The 18,785-nt window shown below is 68.7% G+C and carries 14 protein-coding genes; 8 read left to right on the top strand and 6 right to left on the bottom strand.

Going from position 1 to position 18,785, the window contains the following annotated elements; genetic code table 11:
• Positions 1-9: 9 nt before the first annotated feature.
• The 6 genes from ABE473_RS04285 to ABE473_RS04310 are packed head-to-tail and all read right to left on the bottom strand — an operon-like array spanning position 10 to position 7,234.
• On the bottom strand, positions 10-1,815 hold the full coding sequence (locus ABE473_RS04285) for an MFS transporter (protein WP_346488629.1): 1,806 nt from the start codon (positions 1,813-1,815) through the stop codon (positions 10-12).
• A 53-nt stretch (positions 1,816-1,868) separates the two neighbouring features.
• The gene (gene nagA / locus ABE473_RS04290) at positions 1,869-2,984 is read right to left on the bottom strand and encodes an N-acetylglucosamine-6-phosphate deacetylase (protein ID WP_346488630.1); all 1,116 of its coding nucleotides are present in this window, start codon (positions 2,982-2,984) and stop codon (positions 1,869-1,871) included.
• On the bottom strand, positions 2,981-3,757 hold the full coding sequence (locus ABE473_RS04295) for a DeoR family transcriptional regulator (protein WP_176987900.1): 777 nt from the start codon (positions 3,755-3,757) through the stop codon (positions 2,981-2,983). Before ABE473_RS04295 ends, nagA begins: the two co-directional genes overlap by 4 nt.
• A gap of 34 nt (positions 3,758-3,791) precedes the next feature.
• Positions 3,792-5,120 (bottom strand): D-tagatose-bisphosphate aldolase, class II, non-catalytic subunit, encoded by a 1,329-nt coding sequence (locus ABE473_RS04300; protein ID WP_346488631.1) that lies wholly within the window; start codon positions 5,118-5,120, stop codon positions 3,792-3,794.
• A 23-nt stretch (positions 5,121-5,143) separates the two neighbouring features.
• Positions 5,144-6,070, bottom strand: a complete 927-nt coding sequence (locus tag ABE473_RS04305; RefSeq protein ID WP_346488632.1) for an ROK family protein — start codon at positions 6,068-6,070, stop codon at positions 5,144-5,146.
• A gap of 6 nt (positions 6,071-6,076) precedes the next feature.
• Positions 6,077-7,234: an SIS domain-containing protein gene (locus ABE473_RS04310; protein WP_346488633.1), complete on the bottom strand. Its 1,158-nt coding sequence runs from the start codon at positions 7,232-7,234 to the stop codon at positions 6,077-6,079.
• Positions 7,235-7,568: 334 nt separating this feature from the next.
• Between ABE473_RS04310 and ABE473_RS04315 the strand changes: the two genes are divergently transcribed.
• The 8 genes from ABE473_RS04315 to ABE473_RS04350 all read left to right on the top strand — a co-directional run bounded on the left by ABE473_RS04315 (position 7,569) and on the right by ABE473_RS04350 (position 18,755).
• Positions 7,569-10,928: a TIM-barrel domain-containing protein gene (locus ABE473_RS04315; protein WP_346488634.1), complete on the top strand. Its 3,360-nt coding sequence runs from the start codon at positions 7,569-7,571 to the stop codon at positions 10,926-10,928.
• A 133-nt stretch (positions 10,929-11,061) separates the two neighbouring features.
• Positions 11,062-14,034 (top strand): TonB-dependent receptor, encoded by a 2,973-nt coding sequence (locus tag ABE473_RS04320; protein ID WP_346488635.1) that lies wholly within the window; start codon positions 11,062-11,064, stop codon positions 14,032-14,034.
• A 53-nt stretch (positions 14,035-14,087) separates the two neighbouring features.
• On the top strand, positions 14,088-15,443 hold the full coding sequence (locus ABE473_RS04325) for a Gfo/Idh/MocA family oxidoreductase (protein WP_346488636.1): 1,356 nt from the start codon (positions 14,088-14,090) through the stop codon (positions 15,441-15,443).
• A 99-nt stretch (positions 15,444-15,542) separates the two neighbouring features.
• Positions 15,543-16,016, top strand: a complete 474-nt coding sequence (locus ABE473_RS04330) for a hypothetical protein (RefSeq protein WP_346488637.1) — start codon at positions 15,543-15,545, stop codon at positions 16,014-16,016.
• A gap of 79 nt (positions 16,017-16,095) precedes the next feature.
• Positions 16,096-16,233, top strand: a complete 138-nt coding sequence (locus ABE473_RS04335) for a hypothetical protein (RefSeq protein ID WP_346488638.1) — start codon at positions 16,096-16,098, stop codon at positions 16,231-16,233.
• Between the two features lie 319 nt (positions 16,234-16,552).
• Positions 16,553-17,203 (top strand): STN domain-containing protein, encoded by a 651-nt coding sequence (locus ABE473_RS04340; RefSeq protein ID WP_346488639.1) that lies wholly within the window; start codon positions 16,553-16,555, stop codon positions 17,201-17,203.
• Positions 17,203-17,733 (top strand): sigma-70 family RNA polymerase sigma factor, encoded by a 531-nt coding sequence (locus tag ABE473_RS04345; protein ID WP_346488640.1) that lies wholly within the window; start codon positions 17,203-17,205, stop codon positions 17,731-17,733. Before ABE473_RS04340 ends, ABE473_RS04345 begins: the two co-directional genes overlap by 1 nt.
• Positions 17,730-18,755: a DUF4880 domain-containing protein gene (locus tag ABE473_RS04350; protein ID WP_346488641.1), complete on the top strand. Its 1,026-nt coding sequence runs from the start codon at positions 17,730-17,732 to the stop codon at positions 18,753-18,755. The genes ABE473_RS04345 and ABE473_RS04350 overlap by 4 nt, the downstream gene beginning before the upstream one ends.
• Positions 18,756-18,785 lie beyond the last annotated feature (30 nt).

Below are 18,785 nucleotides of genomic sequence, written 5' to 3' on the forward strand. Positions count from 1 at the left end.
CCGACGGCCTCAGCGGAAGTTCGCCTCGATCTGCTCCAGCGACTTGCCCTTGGTCTCCGGCAGCCAGAACGCGGCGATCAGGAAGTACAGCAGCGTGCAGCCGGCCCAGAAGAAGAACATGCTGGCGTAGCCGTAGTGACCGACCGTGGGCAGGAAGATCGCCGCGATCACCGTGGAGACGAACTGGTTGATCAGCAGCGCGATGCTCATGCCGTTGGAACGGATGCGGGTCGGCATCAGCTCGGACAGCGCCAGCCACACGCACACGCCGGGGCCCACCGCGAAGAACGCGACGAACAGCAGAATGCAGCCGGCGACCAGCCAGCCGTGGGTGGGCGAGGGCACCGGGCCGATCACCGCGCGTTCGATCACCAGCGGTGCGCTGGCCGCCTGCGCGGGGTCCGGGAACGGGTTGAGGTGCAGCGTGCGGAAGAAGCGGCCGATCACGCTGTCGGCCGAAACCGCGTCTTCGCGACGGATCTGCAGCGTTGCGTCGATCGGGTTGTCGCTGCGCAGTGAGCGCACGTTGCTGAAGCCGCCGTAGGCATAGGACACGGTCAGCTGTTGCGGCGCGGTGCCGGCCGTGCCGTCCAGCCGCTGCCATTGCGCGGCATCCAGCGGCAGCGACAGGGTGGTGCCGCTCACCTGCTGCTGCAGCGTGGCCTGCACATCCAGCCGCCCGCGTTCGCTCTGCACGAATAGCAGGGCCGCCGCCAGCAGCGACAACGTGATGCCGCCACTGCCCAGCATCAGCAGGAACTTGCGGCCCTTGCGGTCCACCAGCACCAGCGCCACCACGGTCATCACCGCGTTGAGCAGCTTGATCGCCACATCCGCACCATTGGCCACCGAGCCGGGCAGGCCGGCCTGGTTGAGGATGTTGACCGCGTAGGCCAGCACCGAGTTGATGCCGGTGGCCTGGGTGAAGGCCAGCACCAGGCAGGCCAGCACGAACGGCCACACGTAGCGGCGGCTGAGCAGCGGGTCGCGTTTGCCGTTGCGGCCGAGCTGGCGTTCTTCCGGCGCCTGCATGCGCTGCAGGGTCGGCTCCACGTCGGCCGCGGCGACCGTGCGCTGCAGCGCGCTGCGCGCCTTGTCGATGCGCCCGCGACGGACCAGCCAGCGCGGCGATTCACTGATCAGCAGCACGCCCCCGGTGAACACCAGGCCGGGCAGCAGGCAGCTCCAGAAGATCGTGCGCCAGGCATGGTCCTTGACGTCGAACAGCAGCCGCTGCTGCTCGGCACCGGGCAGATGGCGCACCGCGGCGGTCGCCGCATCCACCGCATGGGCGTGGTACAGCCCGATCAGGGCGGCCAGTACCAGGCCGATGGTGAGCAGCAACTGGAACATCGCCGCGCCGCGCCCGCGCCGTTCCGGGCTGAGGACTTCGGCGAGGTACAGCGGCACCACCACGCCGATCAGGCCGCCGCTGATGCCCTGCAGAAGCCGCCCCATCAACAGCGCGCCATAGCCATCGGACAGCGCCATCACCGGGATGCTGGCAGTGAACAGCACGCCGGCCAGCAGCATCGCGCCGCGGCGCCCGATCAGGTCGGCGACCATGCCGGCGAACAGCGAGGACAACACGCTGCCGAGCAGCACGGCGGCGACCACGAAGCCCAGCTGCTGGCTGGTCAGGTGCCAGCTCGCGGTCGCGGTGGCCTCCAGGTAGGGCAGGGCACCGGCGATGATGCCGATGTCGATGCCGTAGAGCAGCCCACCCATGCCGCCGATGAACAACAGATAGCGTACCGGCCAGCGCGGCGCGGAGGCGCCGGCGTGCACGGGAAGGGCTGCGGAAACGTCGTTCATCATGCCGGTCCTGTCTGCAACTGCGTGCGCCGTGGCGGCGCGGGAGTCAACGCTCAGTCGAGCGCGATGTCGTCGCCTTCCACCACCACGCCGCGCACGCGCAGGTCGTGATCGAGCACCACCAGGTCCGCCCAGGCACCGGTCGCGAGACGGCCGCGGTCGTCGATGCCGAGATAGTCGGCCGGGTAGCGCGACAGCCGGTTGGAGGCGTCGGCGATGTCCAGGCCGAGCGAGACCAGGTTGCGCAGCGCCTGATCCATGGTCAGCGCACTGCCGGCCAGCGAGCCGCTCGACAGCCGCACGCAGCCCAGGCATTTGTGCACGCGCTGCACGCCCAGCGCGTACTCGCCATCGGGCATGCCGGTAGCAGCGGTCGCATCGGTGACGCAGTACAAGCGCGGGATCGCGCGCAGGGCGGTGCGGATCGCGCCGGGATGCACGTGCTGCAGATCGGGGATGAGCTCGGCGTACTCGGCATGCGCGAGCGCGGCGGTCGCGATGCCTGGGTGGTAGTGGTCCACGCCGGTCATGCCGTTGAACAGATGGGTGAAGCCGGCCGCGCCAGCCTTCAGTGCGGCAACGCCATCTTCGTAGCTGCCGGCGCTGTGGCCGAGCTGCACGCGGATGCCGAGTGCGCTCAGCGCGGGAATCAGCGCCAGATGCTGGCCGATCTCCGGGGCGAGGGTCAGCACCTTGATCGGTGCGATCGCATGCAGGCGCTGCACGTCGGCCAGGGTGGCTTCGACCACCAGCGGGGGCTGTGCGCCCAGACGCTCGGCACTGATGAACGGCCCTTCCAGATGCACTCCGAGCACGCGCGCCATGCCGGGTTCGCGCGTGGCGATCGCGGCGGACAGGCCTTCAAGTGCGCGGGTGATGTCGTCCTCCTGCGCGGTCATGGTGGTGCCCAGCAGCGCGGTGGTGCCGTGCCGGGCATGCGCGCGCGCCACGGTCTGCGCGGTCGTGCCGCCCTGCATGATGTCCACCCCGGCGCCGCCATGCACATGCAGGTCGATGAAGCCGGGCAGGATCAGCGGGACCTCATCGTCGCCGCGCGGATCGGCGTGCGCGGTATCGATGGCGGTGATGCGCTGGTCGAAGTGGATGTCGCCGCGGACCCAACCGGTGTCGGTGAGCAGGCGGCCGTGCAGGGAGCGGGACTCGGTCAAGGCGGGGACTCGGCGATGATCACTTCGACGCCCAGCCGCTGCAGCCCTTCCAGGTACTCGGCCTCGATGCTGGCGTCGGTGATGATGGTGTGGACCTGGTCCAGCCGCGCGATGCGGTGCAGGCTGACCCGGCCGAACTTGGAGGCGTCGGTGAGCACCACGATGCGGCGTGCGCGCTCGACCATGCGGTGGTTGAGGCTGGCTTCGGCCTCGTGGTGGGTGGTGAGGCCGAACTGCAGGTCCAGGCCATCGACGCCCAGGAACAGGGTGTCGAAGCTGTAGGTGTTGAGGCTGGCCTCGGCCTGGCTGCCGTGCAGCGACAGCGACTGCTTGCGCAGCAGGCCGCCGGTGAGCAGCAGCTCCACGCCGGGCGCATTGGCCAGCTCCCAGGCGATGTTCAGGCCATTGGTCATCACCGTGACGTCGCGATGCCCGCGCAGGTGCCGCGCCAGCGTCATCGTGGTCGAGCCCGAGTCGATGATGATGTTGTCGCCGGCCTTGACCAGCTTGGCCGCCTCGATGCCGATCCGGTCCTTCATCGGCAGGTTCAGCGCATCCTTCTCGTGGATGTCCTGTTCCTGCGGCGGCGTGCGTACCAGCGTGGCGCCCCCGTGGGTGCGCGTGGCCAGCCCCTGCGATTCGATGTGGGTCAGGTCGGCACGGATCGTGACCGCCGAGACCGAAAAACGCGTCACCAGCTCGCTGACCTGCACGTTGCCGTGCTCGACCAGGGTCTGGAGGATCTGCTGGCGACGCTGCCGGGTGTTCCGCATGGGGGCGATTCCGTTCGAAAGGGAAAGCCGAAGCTTACCGTTCCGAAAGCTCCTTGGCCTGCCGGGTTTCGTTATGCGTGCCCGAGAGGTTGCGATTGCAGGCCCGTGCGTATTCGGCCAGGCGCAGCGCGACCTTGTGCTGGATCAGCGCCAGCGGCGTGGGCTGCAGTTCACCGGCTTCGATCGCCTTGAGCTGCTCGGGCATGAACTGGCTGAGCAGCATCTGCGGCGGCACCTGCGCGGTGAGGTTGGCGACCAGCGTGTCCAGCGCGGCCTGCACCGCCGGCTCGCCCCAGTAATAACGGCTGCGGTCACTGAGCGAATAGGCGCGCAGCAGGCGCAGCGCGTGTTCGTCGCCCTGGTAGTAGCTGCGCCAGCTGCCGGGCTTGTCGACCATGCAGCGGTCCAGCACCTCGATCAGGTTCGAGCGCTGCGCGGCGGGGAGCAGTTCGCGTTCGATCATGGCCAGCGCGAACACGGCTTCGCGGAAGGCATAGGTGGCCGCCGGCCCGACCTTGAGGATCGCGAAGTGATCGCGGACCAGCGCGTGCAGGCCGGCCTCGGTCTGGTAGTCGGTGGAGTGTGCTTCGAAGACGATGCGCGGCTGCCGTTCGACGAAGGCCGAGAGGTCCGCGGCGGCGGCAGGGTCGTAGTAGTGCACGCTGCTGTGGTCGAAATCCACGCCGGGCTGCACGACCATCGCGATCACGCGCTCCCACGCCGGCAGCAGGTCCGGGGCGGAGAACGCTTCGCGGTGGATGTCCAGCGTGGTCGCGGCCGCGGCCGGCGTGGTGACCTGCAGGCCACCGGCCAGCGAAGCCTCACCGCCGGGGATCGGCACTTCGGTACCGATCACGTAGACCGGCGGCGGCAGGCCGTGTTCGGCGGCGGTACGTTCGGCGATCCGCGCCAGTTCGGCCGAGCGTGCGGCGACGATGGCGTCCGGCAGCGGGGTCGGGTCATCGGCGCAGGACATGCTGCAGTCGAGGTGGATCTTGTGGAAACCGGCGGCGACATAGGCGGCGATCAGGTCGCGCGCGTTCGCCATCGCTGTTTCCGCCGGACCCTTCTGCCAGGCGTTGGGACCAAGATGGTCGCCGCCGAGCACCAGTCGCTCGGCCGGGAAGCCGGCATCGCGCGCCAGCTGCAGCACGTAGTCGCGGTACTGCGGCGGGGTCATGCCGGTGTAACCGCCGAACTGATCGACCTGGTTGGAGGTTGCCTCGATCAGCAGCAGGGTGTCGTAGCGCTGCGCGACCTGCATCGCCGCCAGCAACACCTGCGCGTTGCTGCAGCAGACGCTGTACAGCCCGACGGGTTGGCCCTGGCGGTGGGCGGCGATCAACGATTGGACGGCGGACATGGCAACTCCAGTAACAACGGTGTTCAGGGGGAGGAAAAATGCTGGCGGGCGAGCAGGGCGGCGCCACGCGCACCGCCGGCATCGCCGAAGGTGGGCGGCAGGATCGGGGGAACGCGCACGCCGGTGAACAGGTAGGGCGCGATCGCGGCCGGCAGGTCGCGGTAGAGCTGCTCCAGCTTGGACAGCCCGCCGCCGAGCACGATCACGTGCGGGTCCAGCGCGAGGATCAGGCTGGCGAAGCTGTAGCCGAGCAGGTCGCGGTGGATGGCCAGGGCCTGCTGCGCGATCGCATCCCCATCCTGCGCACGGGCGACCACCGTGGCGGCATCCAGGGCCGCGCCACCGCGGCGTTCGTGGATCATCGCCAGCCCGCTGCCGGAGACGTAGCGTTCCAGGCAGCCCCGCAGGCCGCAGCCGCAGTCCAGCACCGGCAGATCGTGGCGCTGCTGCAGGGTGGCGGGGAGGCTCCAGTGCCCCCATTCGCCAGCGATGCCGTTGTGCCCGGCGATCAGCCGGCCGCCCACGCAGAAGCCACCGCCCGCGCCGGTGCCGAGGATGACCCCGAACATGCTGGGGTAGCCGGCGGCAGCGCCATCATGCGCTTCGGACAAGGCGAAACACTGCAGGTCATTGCCCAGTTCCAGCGGGCGCTGCAGGCGTGCCTGCAGGTCCGCACCGACCGTCTGGCCGGTCAGGCTGGGCACGTTGGCGCTGAGCTGGCGGCCACTGGCACGATCACGCACGCCGGGCAGGCCGATGCCGACGGCCACGCCGCGCTCGCCAAGCGCGCGGTCGGCGGCATCGACCAGATCGACGATGGCCTGCAGGAACGCGGCGTAGTCGCGGGTGGGTGTCGCCACGCGCTGGCGGTGATGCACCACCAGCGCCGCGTCGCACGCGACCAGTTCGATCTTGGTGCCGCCGATGTCGATGCCGTACCAGGTCTGCATGCGTGCTCAGCCGTGGGGATGGATGGTCACGCCCTGCACCACACGGTTGACCGTGCCGTCGGGGAAGGGATTGTCCGGGGTCATGCCGAGCGCGGCCGAACGCTGCAGCGCATAGCACTGCGGCACCAGCAGCCACAGCGGGGCCAGCCACGGATCGGGCAGCGCGGGCGCATCGAGCACGAAATCGCCGTCGGCGCGGTCCGCGTCGTCGGGCCCGATCGACAGCACCCGGCCGGCAATGCCGTCGCGGCGAAGTTCGTTCAACAGGTCCTGCTCGTAGCGGCGGGCCAGCGGCTGTGCGCTGCGCAGCATCACCACCAGGGTCTCGCCGTTGAGGGTGGACTTCGGCCCATGGCGGAACCCCAGCGGGGTGTTGGCCAGCGCCAGCACGCGGCCGGCGGTGAGTTCGAGCACCTTCAGCGCGGCCTCGCGCGCAACGGCTTCCAGCGGACCACTGCCGAGATAGATGACGCGTGAGTACGGCGCCTGGGCCAGGTCAGCCACCGCGGCATCCCAGGCGTCCAGCGCTCGCGCGCCGTGAGTGCCCAGCGCATGCAGGCGTTCCAGGCGCTGCGCCCACGGGGCGCGGTCGAACGTGCTCAGCGCGGCCAGCAGCATGCAGCTCAGGCTGCTGGTCATGGCGAAGGCGCGGTCGCAGCTGGCCGGCGGCATCAGCAGCGACAAGGTGTCACTGCGGCCGTGGCCACGGGTGGCCAGTTCGCCCGCGGCGTTGCAGGTGATGTCCAGGAAGCGCGCGTGGTCGACCTGGTCGCGGACCAGGTCCACCGCTGCCACGCTCTCCGGGCTGGAGCCGCTGCGCCCGAACGACACCAGCAGGGTCGGTCGATCGCGGCGCAGGTACAGCGCCGGATGGGTCAGCAGGCTGGTGGTATGCACGGCGCGGACCTCGGCGGGCCACTGCGCATTGATCTGGTCGGCCACCATCTCGGCGATGAAGCCCGAGCTGCCGGCGCCGGTGAAGATCACCCGCTGGCCGGGATCGCGCAGGGCGTCACCGAGGAAGGCATCGATGCGCGCCTGCGCGGCGTCCAGAAGGTCGGCCAGTGCCGTCCACAGCCGGGGCTGCTGGGCGATTTCTTCGGCGGTATACGCGCCACCGAGGCGCTGCCACGCGGGCAAATCAGGGAGCAGAGAAGCGTCCATTCGCAATTCCTGTTGGGCGAACGCACCTTCTGCGTTTTCTTTCGAAATGTCAAATATCGAAAGATAAAGAAAAGGTCGCTATGTCACACTTTTTGCCTATCGCTGGCGGGATGATCGCACTCGACTTTTTTAAATGCCGCGCCGCACCAAGGTTTCAGGTGGCGCGAAAACGCGCATTCAGGCGGCGTTTGGAAAGTGCTGCTGTGCCACATCTTTCGTTTGCACTAAAATATCCTTCCTTTTTCTTTGCAATTTGTTGACATCTTTCGAGACCCTGCCCTAGAGTCGGCCGCACTGGTTTCAGTTTCCCGCTGACCGCGGGCTTGGGGGCAAGGTGGACTTCCGGTTACGACGCACTGGTCTGACGATCGCACTGCTCGCTGCAGTGGCCCTGGCCGGCACTGCCAGCGCCGCGCCGGTGGGCAACCTGCGTGCGATCAGCGCGACCCCGGGCAAAGACGGCACCGCCGGCTGGACGCTCAGCAGCGATACCGGCGCCATCCTGCGCGTGGAGCTGCTGCGCGAGGACGTACTGCGCGTGCAGGCCGGCCGCAGCGGCACGCTGACCGCTGCCGGCGACAAGGCCGCACCCATCGTGCTGCCGCAGCCGGCGACGAAGGTCGCCTTCCAACTGGAAGAAGACGCCAACGAGGTGCGCATCCGCACCGATGCACTGGTCCTGCATATCCAGCGCCAGCCGTTGCGCCTGTCGCTGGATCGCCGCGAGGGCGACCGCGATGTCGCCCTGTGGCGCGAACTTCAGCCACTGGACCTGGACAAGGACCAGAGCGTGCAGGTGCTCTCCAGCGAGGCCGGTGAACACTTCTACGGCGGCGGCCAGCAGAACGGCCGCTTCGAATTCAAGGGCCGCGAGCTGGAGGTGTCGTACTCGGGTGGCTGGGAAGAGGGCGATCGGCCCAACCCGGCGCCGATGCTGCTGAGCTCGCGCGGCTGGGGCATGCTGCGCAACACCTGGAGCGATGGCACCTACGATCTGCGCCAGGCCGACCAGGCCACGCTGCTGCATCGCGAAGACCGCTTCGATGCCTACTATTTCGTCGGGCCGAGCCTGCACACCCTGCTGGACCGCTACACCACGCTGACCGGCCGCGCCGGCCTGCTGCCGCGCTGGGCGTTCTCCTATGGCGACGCCGACTGCTACAACGATGGCGACAACATCAAGAAGCCCGGCAGCGTGCCCGACGGCTGGAGCGACGGCCCGACCGGCACCACGCCGGACGTGGTGGACAGCGTGGCCAGGCAGTACCGCGACCACGACATGCCCGGTGGCTGGATCCTGCCCAACGACGGCTACGGCTGCGGTTACAAGAAGCTGCCCGAGACCGTGCAGGGCCTGGCGAAGTATGGCTTCAAGACCGGCCTGTGGACCGAGAACGGTGTCGACAAGATCGCCTGGGAAGTGGGCACCGCCGGCAGCCGCGTGCAGAAGCTGGACGTGGCCTGGACCGGCAAGGGCTACCAGTTCGCGATGGATGCGAACCAGTCCGCGTTCAACGGCATCCTGCACAACTCCGACTCGCGCCCGTTCCTGTGGACGGTGATGGGCTGGGGCGGCATCCAGCGCTACGCGGTGGCCTGGACCGGCGACCAGAGCAGCAGCTGGGACTACATCCGCTGGCACATCCCGACCCTGATCGGCTCCGGCCTGTCCGGCATGGCCTATGCCAGTGGTGACGTCGATGCGATCTTCGGTGGCAGCGCCGAGACCTTCACCCGCGACCTGCAGTGGAAGAGCTTCACGCCCGTGCTGATGGGCATGTCCGGCTGGTCCGGCAATGCGCGCAAGCACCCGTGGTGGTTCGATGAGCCCTACCGCAGCGTCAACCGCGACTACCTCAAGCTGAAAATGCGCATGACCCCGTACATGTACGGGCTGGCGCATGACGCGGCGACCACCGGTGCCCCGCTGCTGCGCGCGCTGATGTGGGATTACCCGCAGGATCCGCAGGCGTATACCGAAGCGTACAAGTACCAGTTCCTGCTCGGTCGCGAGCTGCTGATCGCGCCGGTGTACCGCAGCCAGGCCGCGAGCCGTGGCTGGCGTCGCGACATCCACCTGCCGCAGGGCCGCTGGATCGATTACTGGGACGGCCGCCAGCTGCAGGCCGGTGCGGAGGGCCGCGCGCTGGATCGTCCGGTCGACCTGGCCACGATCCCGGTGTTCGTGCGTGCCGGGGCGATCATCCCGATGTACCCGGCGATGCTCTACGACGGTGAGAAGCCGCTCGACGAAGTGACCTTCGATCTGTATCCGCAGGGCACCTCGCAGTACACGCTGTACGAAGACGATGGCGCCACCCGCCGCTATGAGAAGGGCGAATCGAGCACGCAGGCGATCACGGTGCAGGCGCCGGCGCAGGGCACGGGCCCGGTGCAGGTGCGCATCGATCCGGTGCAGGGCCAGTACGCCGGCCAGCTGCCGCAGCGCCGCTATGCGCTGCGCGTGATGAGCCGCCAGCGCCCGGCCACGGTGACGCTGGACGGACGCGCGCTGCCGATGCTGGCCAACCAGGCAGCGTGGCAGGGGGCGGGCGAGGGCTGGTACTTCGATGCGGCCGAGCGCCGCGGCACCCTGCATGTGCGCACCGCGCCGACCGACATCCGCCAGGCGCTCGCGCTGCAGCTGGATCTGCCGATCGCCGCCGCGCCGGCCGACGATGCCTTCCCGGCCGCCCCCGAACTGGGCCGCGCGCTGCCCTCCGACAGCCTGCTGGTGGTCAACCGCCCGGCCGAGGAGCAGGGCTACGAAATGGAGAAGGCCTTCGACGAGGATCCGGCCACGTGGTTCCGCACCGTGCGCAACCAGGCGGTCAAGACCGGCGCGCACGAGTGGGTGCTCGGCTTCGGCGAACGCAGGCTGATCGACGGCATCGAACTGGCGCCGCGCAACGACCAGCACTGGAAGAACGGCCAGATCCGCGATTACGAGATCTACATGGCCGACAGCAACGGCGAGTGGGGTGAACCGGTCAAGCGTGGCCGCCTGACCCTGCAGCAGGGCATGCAGCAGATCGATTTCCCCGCCCATGCCGGCCGCCTGCTGCGCTTCCGCGTGCTGAGCACGCAGAACCCGGACGGCGATGGCGCCAGCGGTGCCGATCCGATGGTGACCGCGGCGCAGGGCAGCGTGGCGCGGGCGGTCGATGCGCTGCAGCCGCGCGATGTCGGTCCGATCGTGCTGTCCACCTTCCACGTGCTGGAGCACCCGCAGCCGGAGGGCCCCGCGCAGCAGCTGTACCTGTCCGCGTTGCCGCTGCCGGCGCCGTTGAAGGCCAGCGTCGCTGCCGACCATGCCTTCGGTGGGCAGGCGGAAATGCGCATGAACGGCCTGCATTTCCGCCGCGGCCTGGGCGTCAACGCCAGCAGCCGGATCGACCTGCAGCTGGGTGGCGGCTGGCGCCTGCTGCGCGCCGACCTGGGGATCGATGATCAGTGCCGCACCGCCGGCGGCATGCAGTTCCAGGTCTGGGGCGATGGTCGGCTGCTGTATGACAGCGGGCTGGTCAAAGCACCCGGCGTGGTCAAACCGGAGCTGGACGTGCGCGGCCTGCAGCGGCTGAGCCTGCGCACGCTCGGAGCGCAGGGCGATCACCCCGCGCAGGTCTGTGGCAACTGGGCCAATGCCGCCCTGATCGGACAGGAGGGCGATACCGCCAGCATCGTGTCGCCGTAACCGAACCGCCTTCCGGAACACCGCTCTCTCCCGTTTCCCGTCTGCGGCCCTTTGGCCGCGGCACGGGGGACGTTTGCCCGAACACACCCATCCACCGCCAGCCCCACGCTGCGGATCGAACAAGGAGCCCAAGATGTTGACCGAACGCCATCGCCATCGCCGCATCACCGCCACCCCCTTGTCCATCGCACTCGGCCTGGCCGTTGCGGTGGTCGGCAGTGCCAGCGCCCAGGACGCAGCGCCCGATACCAAAGCCACCGAGCTGTCGCGCATCGAAGTGACCGGCTCCAACATCCGCCGCAGCGATGTGGAAACCGCCTCGCCGGTGCAGGTGATCAGCAAGCAGGACATCGAGAACATGGGCGCGCGCACGCTGTTGCAGGTGCTCGACAACCTGCCGGCGGCACGCCCGGGCCAGCAGGATGCGCGCTCGCTGTTCACCGGCTCGGACGGCGCCTCGCAGGCCAACCTGCGCGGTCTCGGCGCGCAGGGCACGCTGGTGCTGTTGAATGGCCGCCGCCTGTCCTACTACGGCGCGCCGGCCGGCTTCCAGACCCAGTTCGTCAACATCGATGCGATCCCCGCCGCGGCGATCGAGCGCATGGAAGTGCTGACCGACGGTGCCTCGGCGGTGTACGGCACCGACGCCGTGGCCGGCGTGATCAACGTGATCACCAAGCGCTCCTACCAGGGTGCGGAGATCAATCTCACCACGGACAAGTCCTCGCGGATCAGCTCCTACGGCGAGCACCAGGGCAGCATCACCGCCGGTTTCGGCGACCTCGATGAAGACCGTTACAACGTGTACGCCTCGGTCAATCTGTACCGGCGCGATGCGATCCCGCTGAGCGATTTCTACGACAAGCGGCCCGACCAGTACTACGTCAACAACCCCAACTACCTGCCCAACCTGCGCCTGGGTACCGGCAGCAAGCCGGGTGAGTTCAACCCGGGCAGCTACTTCGCCTTCGACCCGGTCACCGGCCGCCGCGTGCAGGAAGCCGCCCCGGGTTGCAACAACGTGCTCACCAGCGAAGCGGCCGGCCCGCGCTGCATCTGGGAGACGTGGATGAACAACGAGATCGACGCCGGCGCCAAGTCCGAGCGCAATACCGCGTACGTCAACGCGCATTTCCTGATCGGCGACAGTACCGAAGCCTTCGCCGAGGCGACCTACACCGACATCGACCTGACTGCCAACGGCGGCACGCCGCGCGCCTACGGCACCACCACCGGGAACCCGACCAGCTGGTTCTCGCGCAACACCGGCACCACGGTCAACCAGTTCCTGTATCCGTACCTGGGCCCGAACAACGAATACAACAACGCCTCGCCCGAACTGAAAGCACTGATGGGCGGTGTGGTCGGCCTGCAGTACCTGCTGCAGGACGTGGGCGCCAACCACTTCGGCCAGCGCAACACCGACCAGAGCTACCGCGTGGTGGCGGGGCTGCGCGGTGACATCGGCGACTGGAACTGGGAAACCGCGTTCGCCACCGCCGGCAGCCACTCGGTCACCTACCAGACCACCAACGTCAACCTGGCCGGCTTCGAGAAGGCCTTCGGCCCGTACGCGGTCGATCCGGGCACCGGCCGCGTGATCATCTCCGATCACCCGGCGTACAAGTTCGGCGAGATCAGCGACGCCAACGCCGCGCTGATCCGCGAGGCGTTCCCGACCTTCGACATCCAGTCCTGGACGCGTCTGCATACCCTGGACGGCAAGATCGAAGGCCCGCTGTTCCAGATGCCGGCCGGCGAAGTGCGTGCGGCGTTCGGTTTCAACGCCAGCCGAGAAACCTTCTATACGCCCGGCAACCCGGATGCGGCCAATGGCCTGATCACCCAGCAGGGTGGCTCGTGGTTCGACGGCAAGCGCAACACCTACGCGCTGTTCGCCGAGACGGTGGCGCCGCTCACCGAGAAGCTGGAACTGGACGCCGCGCTGCGCGTGGACAAATACCCGGACTTCAGCGCCAACCTGGCGCCGAAGATCGGCCTGAAGTACCAGATGTTCGACCAGTTGATGCTGCGCGGCACGTACTCTACCGGCTTCCGCGCGCCCAGCCTGGCCGAATCCGGCAACGGCGGCGTGTTCGCCCAGCTGGGCGGCTACCGCGACGAGGTGCGCTGCAACGAGACCAACGCGATCGCGAACCTGCTGCTGCGATCGCAGCGCGGCGGGGATGTCGACCTGGGCAAGACCCTGCTCAACACCGACTGCAGCCGCACCGTGGCGCGCATGACCCAGCCCAACCCGGACCTGAAGCCGGAGAAGGCCAAGATCACCACGCTGGGCTTCGTCTACGAACCCACGCAGTGGCTGTCGGTGTCGGCCGACTACTGGTTCATCTACCGCAGCAACGAAATCGTCGCCCCGGACTTCACCCGCGACGAGGACATCATTGCCTCCACCCGTTCGCCGATCACCGAAAGCGACCGCGCCAACCTGGCCGCGCTGGCGGCGATGTGCGCCGACCCGGCCAGCGGTGTTGCCTGTCCCGGCACGCTGCCCGGCTACAGCGTGGGCAATGTGGCCAGCGTGGTGGGTCAGTACAAGAACCGCGGCAAGACCCTGATCGACGGTTTCGACATCGATGCCCGCAGCCGCTTCTCGCTGGGCGAGTGGGGCAACCTGAACATCGGCGTGGCCGCCACCATCGCCAACCGCAACCGTTCCTATCTGGATGACGAAAGCGGCTGGTACTACGGCGACCTGGTCGGGTATTACAACAACCCCCGCCTGCGCGCCACGTTGAACGCGGACTGGAGCTACAAGCAGGTCACCACCAGCGTCTTCGTCAATTACGTCGGCGGCACCAAGTGGGCGCTGCAGCAGATCGATGAAGAAGACAACAACCCGCAGACCTGCACCGCCGGCTACCTGCCGGTGGAGCAGAGCAAGTGCGACGGCGCACCGTCGTGGTGGACGGCCAACCTGAGCGTGGCCTGGCGCCCGGACGCGCACTGGAACGTCGGTTTCACCGTCAAGAACCTGTTCGACCGCCTGCCGTTCTACGATCCGAACAGCTTCCTCGGCGATTCCAGCGATTACGCCACCATCTTCGGTCGCGGCTACAGTCTGACCGTCGGCTACAAGTTCTGATGCTCCCCTCGCGCCGGTTCCGGCCGGCGCGATCTTCACACGAGGTACTGTCCATGAAACGCAGAGAATTCATCGCCGCCAGCGCGGCCGTCGCCGCCACCAGCCTGCTGCCCAACACGCCCGCCTGGGCGCGCGGGCGCAAGGTGCGGCTGGGCTTGATCGGCACCGGCATGCGCGGCCAGGTATTGCTGAAGGAACTGGTCCGCCGCGACGACGTGGAGGTGGTCGCACTGTGCGACATCGAACCGATCATGCTCAAGCGCGGCATGGACATGGTCGCCAAGGCCGGCAAGCCGGCGCCCAAAGCCTACGGCCAGGACGGCGACGTCAACGCGTGGAAGCGGCTGATCGAACAGCGCGGTCTGGACGGCGTGATCATCGCCACGCCGTGGGAATACCACGCGCCGATGGCGATCGCGGCCATGCAGGCCAAGGTCGCGGTGGGTTGCGAAGTGGTCGCCGGCATCACCCTGCAGGACCACTGGGATGTCCTCAAGACCCAGCTGTCCACCGGCACCCCCTACATGCTGCTGGAAAACGTCTGCTACCGCCGCGACGTGATGGCGGCGCTGCAGATGGTGCGGCAAGGCCTGTTCGGCGAGCTCGTGCATCTGCAGGGCGGCTACCAGCACGATCTGCGGGGCGTGAAGTTCAACTCCGGCGATCCCAGCCAGCCCTATGACAGCGGCGTGGAGTTCGGGACCAAGGGCTGGTCCGAGGCGCGCTGGCGCACCGAGCACTCGGTGAAGCGCAACGGCGAGCTGTACCCCAGCCATGGCATTGGCCCGTGCGCGATGTACACCGGCATCAACCGTGGCAACCGCTTCACCCACATCAATGCGTTTGCCAGCAAGGCACGCGGCCTGCACGACTACACCGTGGCCAAGAGTGGCGGCACCACGCATCCGAGCACCAAGGTCACCTTCAAGCTCGGCGACATCGTCACCACCACGCTGGCCTGCGAGAACGGCGAGACGATCCTGCTCCAGCACGACACCTCGCTGCCGCGCCCGTACTCGATGGGCTTCCGCGTGCAGGGCACCAAGGGCCTGTGGATGGACGTGAACCAGTCCATCCACATCGAAGGCCGCAGCCCGCCGCACAAGTGGGAACCGTTCCAGGCCTACCAGGACCAGTACGAGCACCCGCTGTGGAAGCAGCACGCCAATACCGCCGCCAGCGCCGGTCACGGTGGCATGGACTGGTTCGTCATCCATGCCTTCGTGGAAGCCCTCAAGGCCAGGGCACCGATGCCGATCGACATCTACGATGCGATCACCTGGAGCGCGATCACGCCGCTGTCCGAGCAGTCCATCGCCAACAGCTTCCAGACGCTGGAGTTCCCGGACTTCACCGCCGGGCTGTGGAAGCAGCGCAAGCCGATTTTCGCATTCGACGGTACTTACTGAGCCACACCGCCCGCCATCGTTCTGTCACGGACGCATGCCACGGTAATCGCCCACCGGGCCGCCCCTGCGCGGCCCGGTTTCTTTTTCGGGGTGGGCAACATGACGGTGGTGGCAGTACACACGCATGCGTGGCGGCAGCGGCTGCAGCAGCTGCAGCGGTGGTGGCGGCAGGCCCGTCGCTGGGGCGTGCTGGGTGGGCTGGTCATGGCCAGTGCGGCCACGGCAGCCGATGCCGCACCGGCGCACTGGATGGCCTACGCCGCGCAGGCCGGTGAGGTGGTGTCGCAGCGCCTGGGCGACCCGGCGGATCCGCGCGTCGAGCGCTTGCAGGCCCGGCTGGCCGAGCGCAGCGATCCGGCGGCATCGTTGACGGTATCGCTGTGGATCGATGCCAGTGGCACCATCACCGACAGCCGTTTCGCCTCGCTGGGTGACGCCGTGGCGGATGCCGATCTGCATGCGCTGCTGCGCGACACGCCCTTGCCCGCCGCGCCCCCGCCGGACATGCGGCAGCCGCTGAACCTCGGGCTGTCCCTGGCATCCCCTGCGGCGGGCGACGCACCCGTCCCCTGAGCGTCCTCGCCCCGGCCGGACCGGTGGCGGCGGTGGCGGCGGGCGCTGCGGCTGCGTCGACATCCCGAACGCAGTGCCCATGCGCTGCTGGGTAGCAGCGCGATGGGCCAACCCCAACGCCGACGGTGGCTGGCGGACGATCAGCAGCGAGCCGGATGCCTGCGCGGGTGCCACCGAGGCCGGCGCAGGCGCGAGCAGCCGGCTGAAGCACGCGTAATCGCGGATGCGCTCGCCGTTGACCTCCACCTCGATGCAGGCCGGCGCTGGGTCTGCCTGCGCGCGGGCGACCCAGGGCACGGCCAGCAGGGCGATGCACAGGCCCGCTGCGGTGGGTGATCGAAGGTCCGGCATGGCTGTCACCGCTCTGCAATGAAACCGACCTAACGTGACCGGCTTGGCGTTGTGATGCTGGCGCGTCTTGCATGCAGTTTGATGACACCGGGGCGCATGACCAACAGGGGCGGGCAGGCAAGCGCATCTGCGGCCGGCGCAGGAACTCTCTGCGCCCGTGTGGCTGGCTGTTTCTCCTGCTCGCGATGACCTGGCCGCCGGCGATGGCGCTGGCCCAGGACGCCATCGATGCCGCGCACACGCAGTACACGTTCGATGTTCCGGCGCAGCCGCTGCCGGAGGCCTTGCAGTCGTATGGGGAGATCACCGGGGTGGCGGTACTGATCGATGCCCGCTTGTTGGGTGGCCTGCGTTCGACCGCGCTGTCGGGGCGGTACGTCCGGCGCGACGCGTTGCAGCGGATGTTGAGCGGTACCGGGCTGGTTCCGCATTTCGTGGAGAACGGTGCGTTCACCCTGATGCCGGTGGGATCCGTGGACGCCGACGAGGTACTGCCCGATGCCACACCCATGCGTGCACCGTCGCTGCCCGAGCGGACCCGCCAGCGCGGCGCCCAGGTGATCCAGCACTCGCTGGAGCAGGCGCTGTGCGCTACGGTACTGACCCGGCCGGGCAGCTATCGGGCCAGCCTGCGCTTCTGGTTGACCGAACCGGATCGACGCATCCGCGCGCCGGAACTGCTGGCGTCCACCGGCGACCCGGTGCGCGACGCGGCGATCGTCCGGCGGGTGCGCGACTTGCCGTTGCCGGGCCTGCCGGCCGACCTGCCTCAACCGATCACGCTGTTGTTGCTGCCGGAAGCGACCGGCGCGACGCCCCCGTGCCGGAGCCGGTGATGGCGGGCCTGCGCAGCCTGTTCCTGGATCACTACGAGGCCTTCCGCAAACGCCTGCGGCGCCGCCTGGGTTCGGACGATCTGGCCATGGATGCGCTGCAGGAGACCTGGTTGCGCGTGGAACGCATGGGCAGCGCGCAGCCGCAGCGTAATCCGGTGGCGTATCTGTTCCGCATGGCGCTCAATGCCGCCACCGATCAACGCATCGCCCACGGTAGGGTGTTGACCGGTGCCGAGGTGGAGGCGCTGATGGAGGAAACGCGGGATTCCCTGGACCCCTCCGACGTGGCGCATGGCCAGGCCGAGATCGCGGCGCTGGCCGAGGCCCTGCGCGAGTTGCCCGAGCGCCAGCGCGCCATCCTGATCGCCGCGCGCATCGACCAGCAGCCGATCGACACCATCGCCGACCAGCACGGGGTCTCCTCGCGGATGATCGGCAAGGACCTCAAGAAGGCGCTGCAGCACTGCGCAGGTCGGCTGGACCGGCCACTCGTGCAGCGTTTCGGTCCCGGGGCGGGAAAACCGTCATGACAGATATGAAGACCACGCCCGCCCCGATTTCCGCTGACCTGCAGGCGCAGGCACACGACTGGCTGCTGCGCCTGCAGACCGGCCCGGTGACGGCCGCCGATGCCGAGGCATTCCGACGTTGGCGCGCGCAGGACCCCGGCCATGCGCTGGCCTTCGCCCAGGCACGCCGGCTCTGGGCAGCGCTGGCGCCGGCGCTGCAGGCCAGTGCCGCGCCCGCGGAGGCACCGGCGGTGAACGCTGGCGCGCCGCTGAGCGCATCCGCAGCCGCCCTCCCGGTGCGGCAACGCCCCCGCCGTTTCAATCCCGGCCGCCGCGCGTTCCTGGGCGGCGCTGCGGCCGCCGCCGCGGTCGGCTGGGTGGCAGTGCAGTCGCCGCTGGGCCTGTGGCCGGCGCTGGCCGAGCTGGGCGCCGACTACCGCACCGCCACCGGCGAGCGCCGCGATATCAGCATCGGCAGCGTCGCCGTGGCCATGGCCGCGCGCACCACGATGCGTCGTCCCGCCGACGGTTCGGCCGGGATCGTGGTGACCGAGGGCGAAGCACAGTTCGCGTTGCCGGCGTCGGCGGCCACCGGCTTCGTGATCGGTGTCGACGGTGCCCGGTTGATGCCGGCGCCGGGCGCGCGGGTGAATGTGCGCTGCGTCGGCGGCGACACCCGCATCACCTGCCTGGCCGGGCGGGCCGAACTGGTGCGTGGCCCACGCACCGTGGTGCTGCAGCCCTCGTGGCAGGCACGCCTGACAGCGGACCGGATCGCCTCCGTGGCACCGGTGCCGACCGACGCCATCGACGCGTGGCGACGCGGCTGGCTGGTCTTCGATGATCAGCCGCTGCAGGACGTGGTGGACGAAATCAACCGCTACCGCACCGGCCGGATCGTGCTGACCGGCAGCGCACTGCCTGCACGGCGCGTACAAGCGCGCATTCCACTGGCGCGCATCGATACCTTCATCGATCTGGTGCGCGACGCCTATGGCGCAAAGGTGGTGAGCATGCCCGGCGGTGTCGTGCTGTTGAGCTGAGCGGCGCGTGCGCAGATGAATTTTTTGTTG

Origin of the sequence: Stenotrophomonas sp. TWI700 (genome assembly GCF_039673645.1) — a bacterium.
GTDB classification, from domain to species: Bacteria; Pseudomonadota; Gammaproteobacteria; order Xanthomonadales; family Xanthomonadaceae; genus Stenotrophomonas; species Stenotrophomonas maltophilia_AA.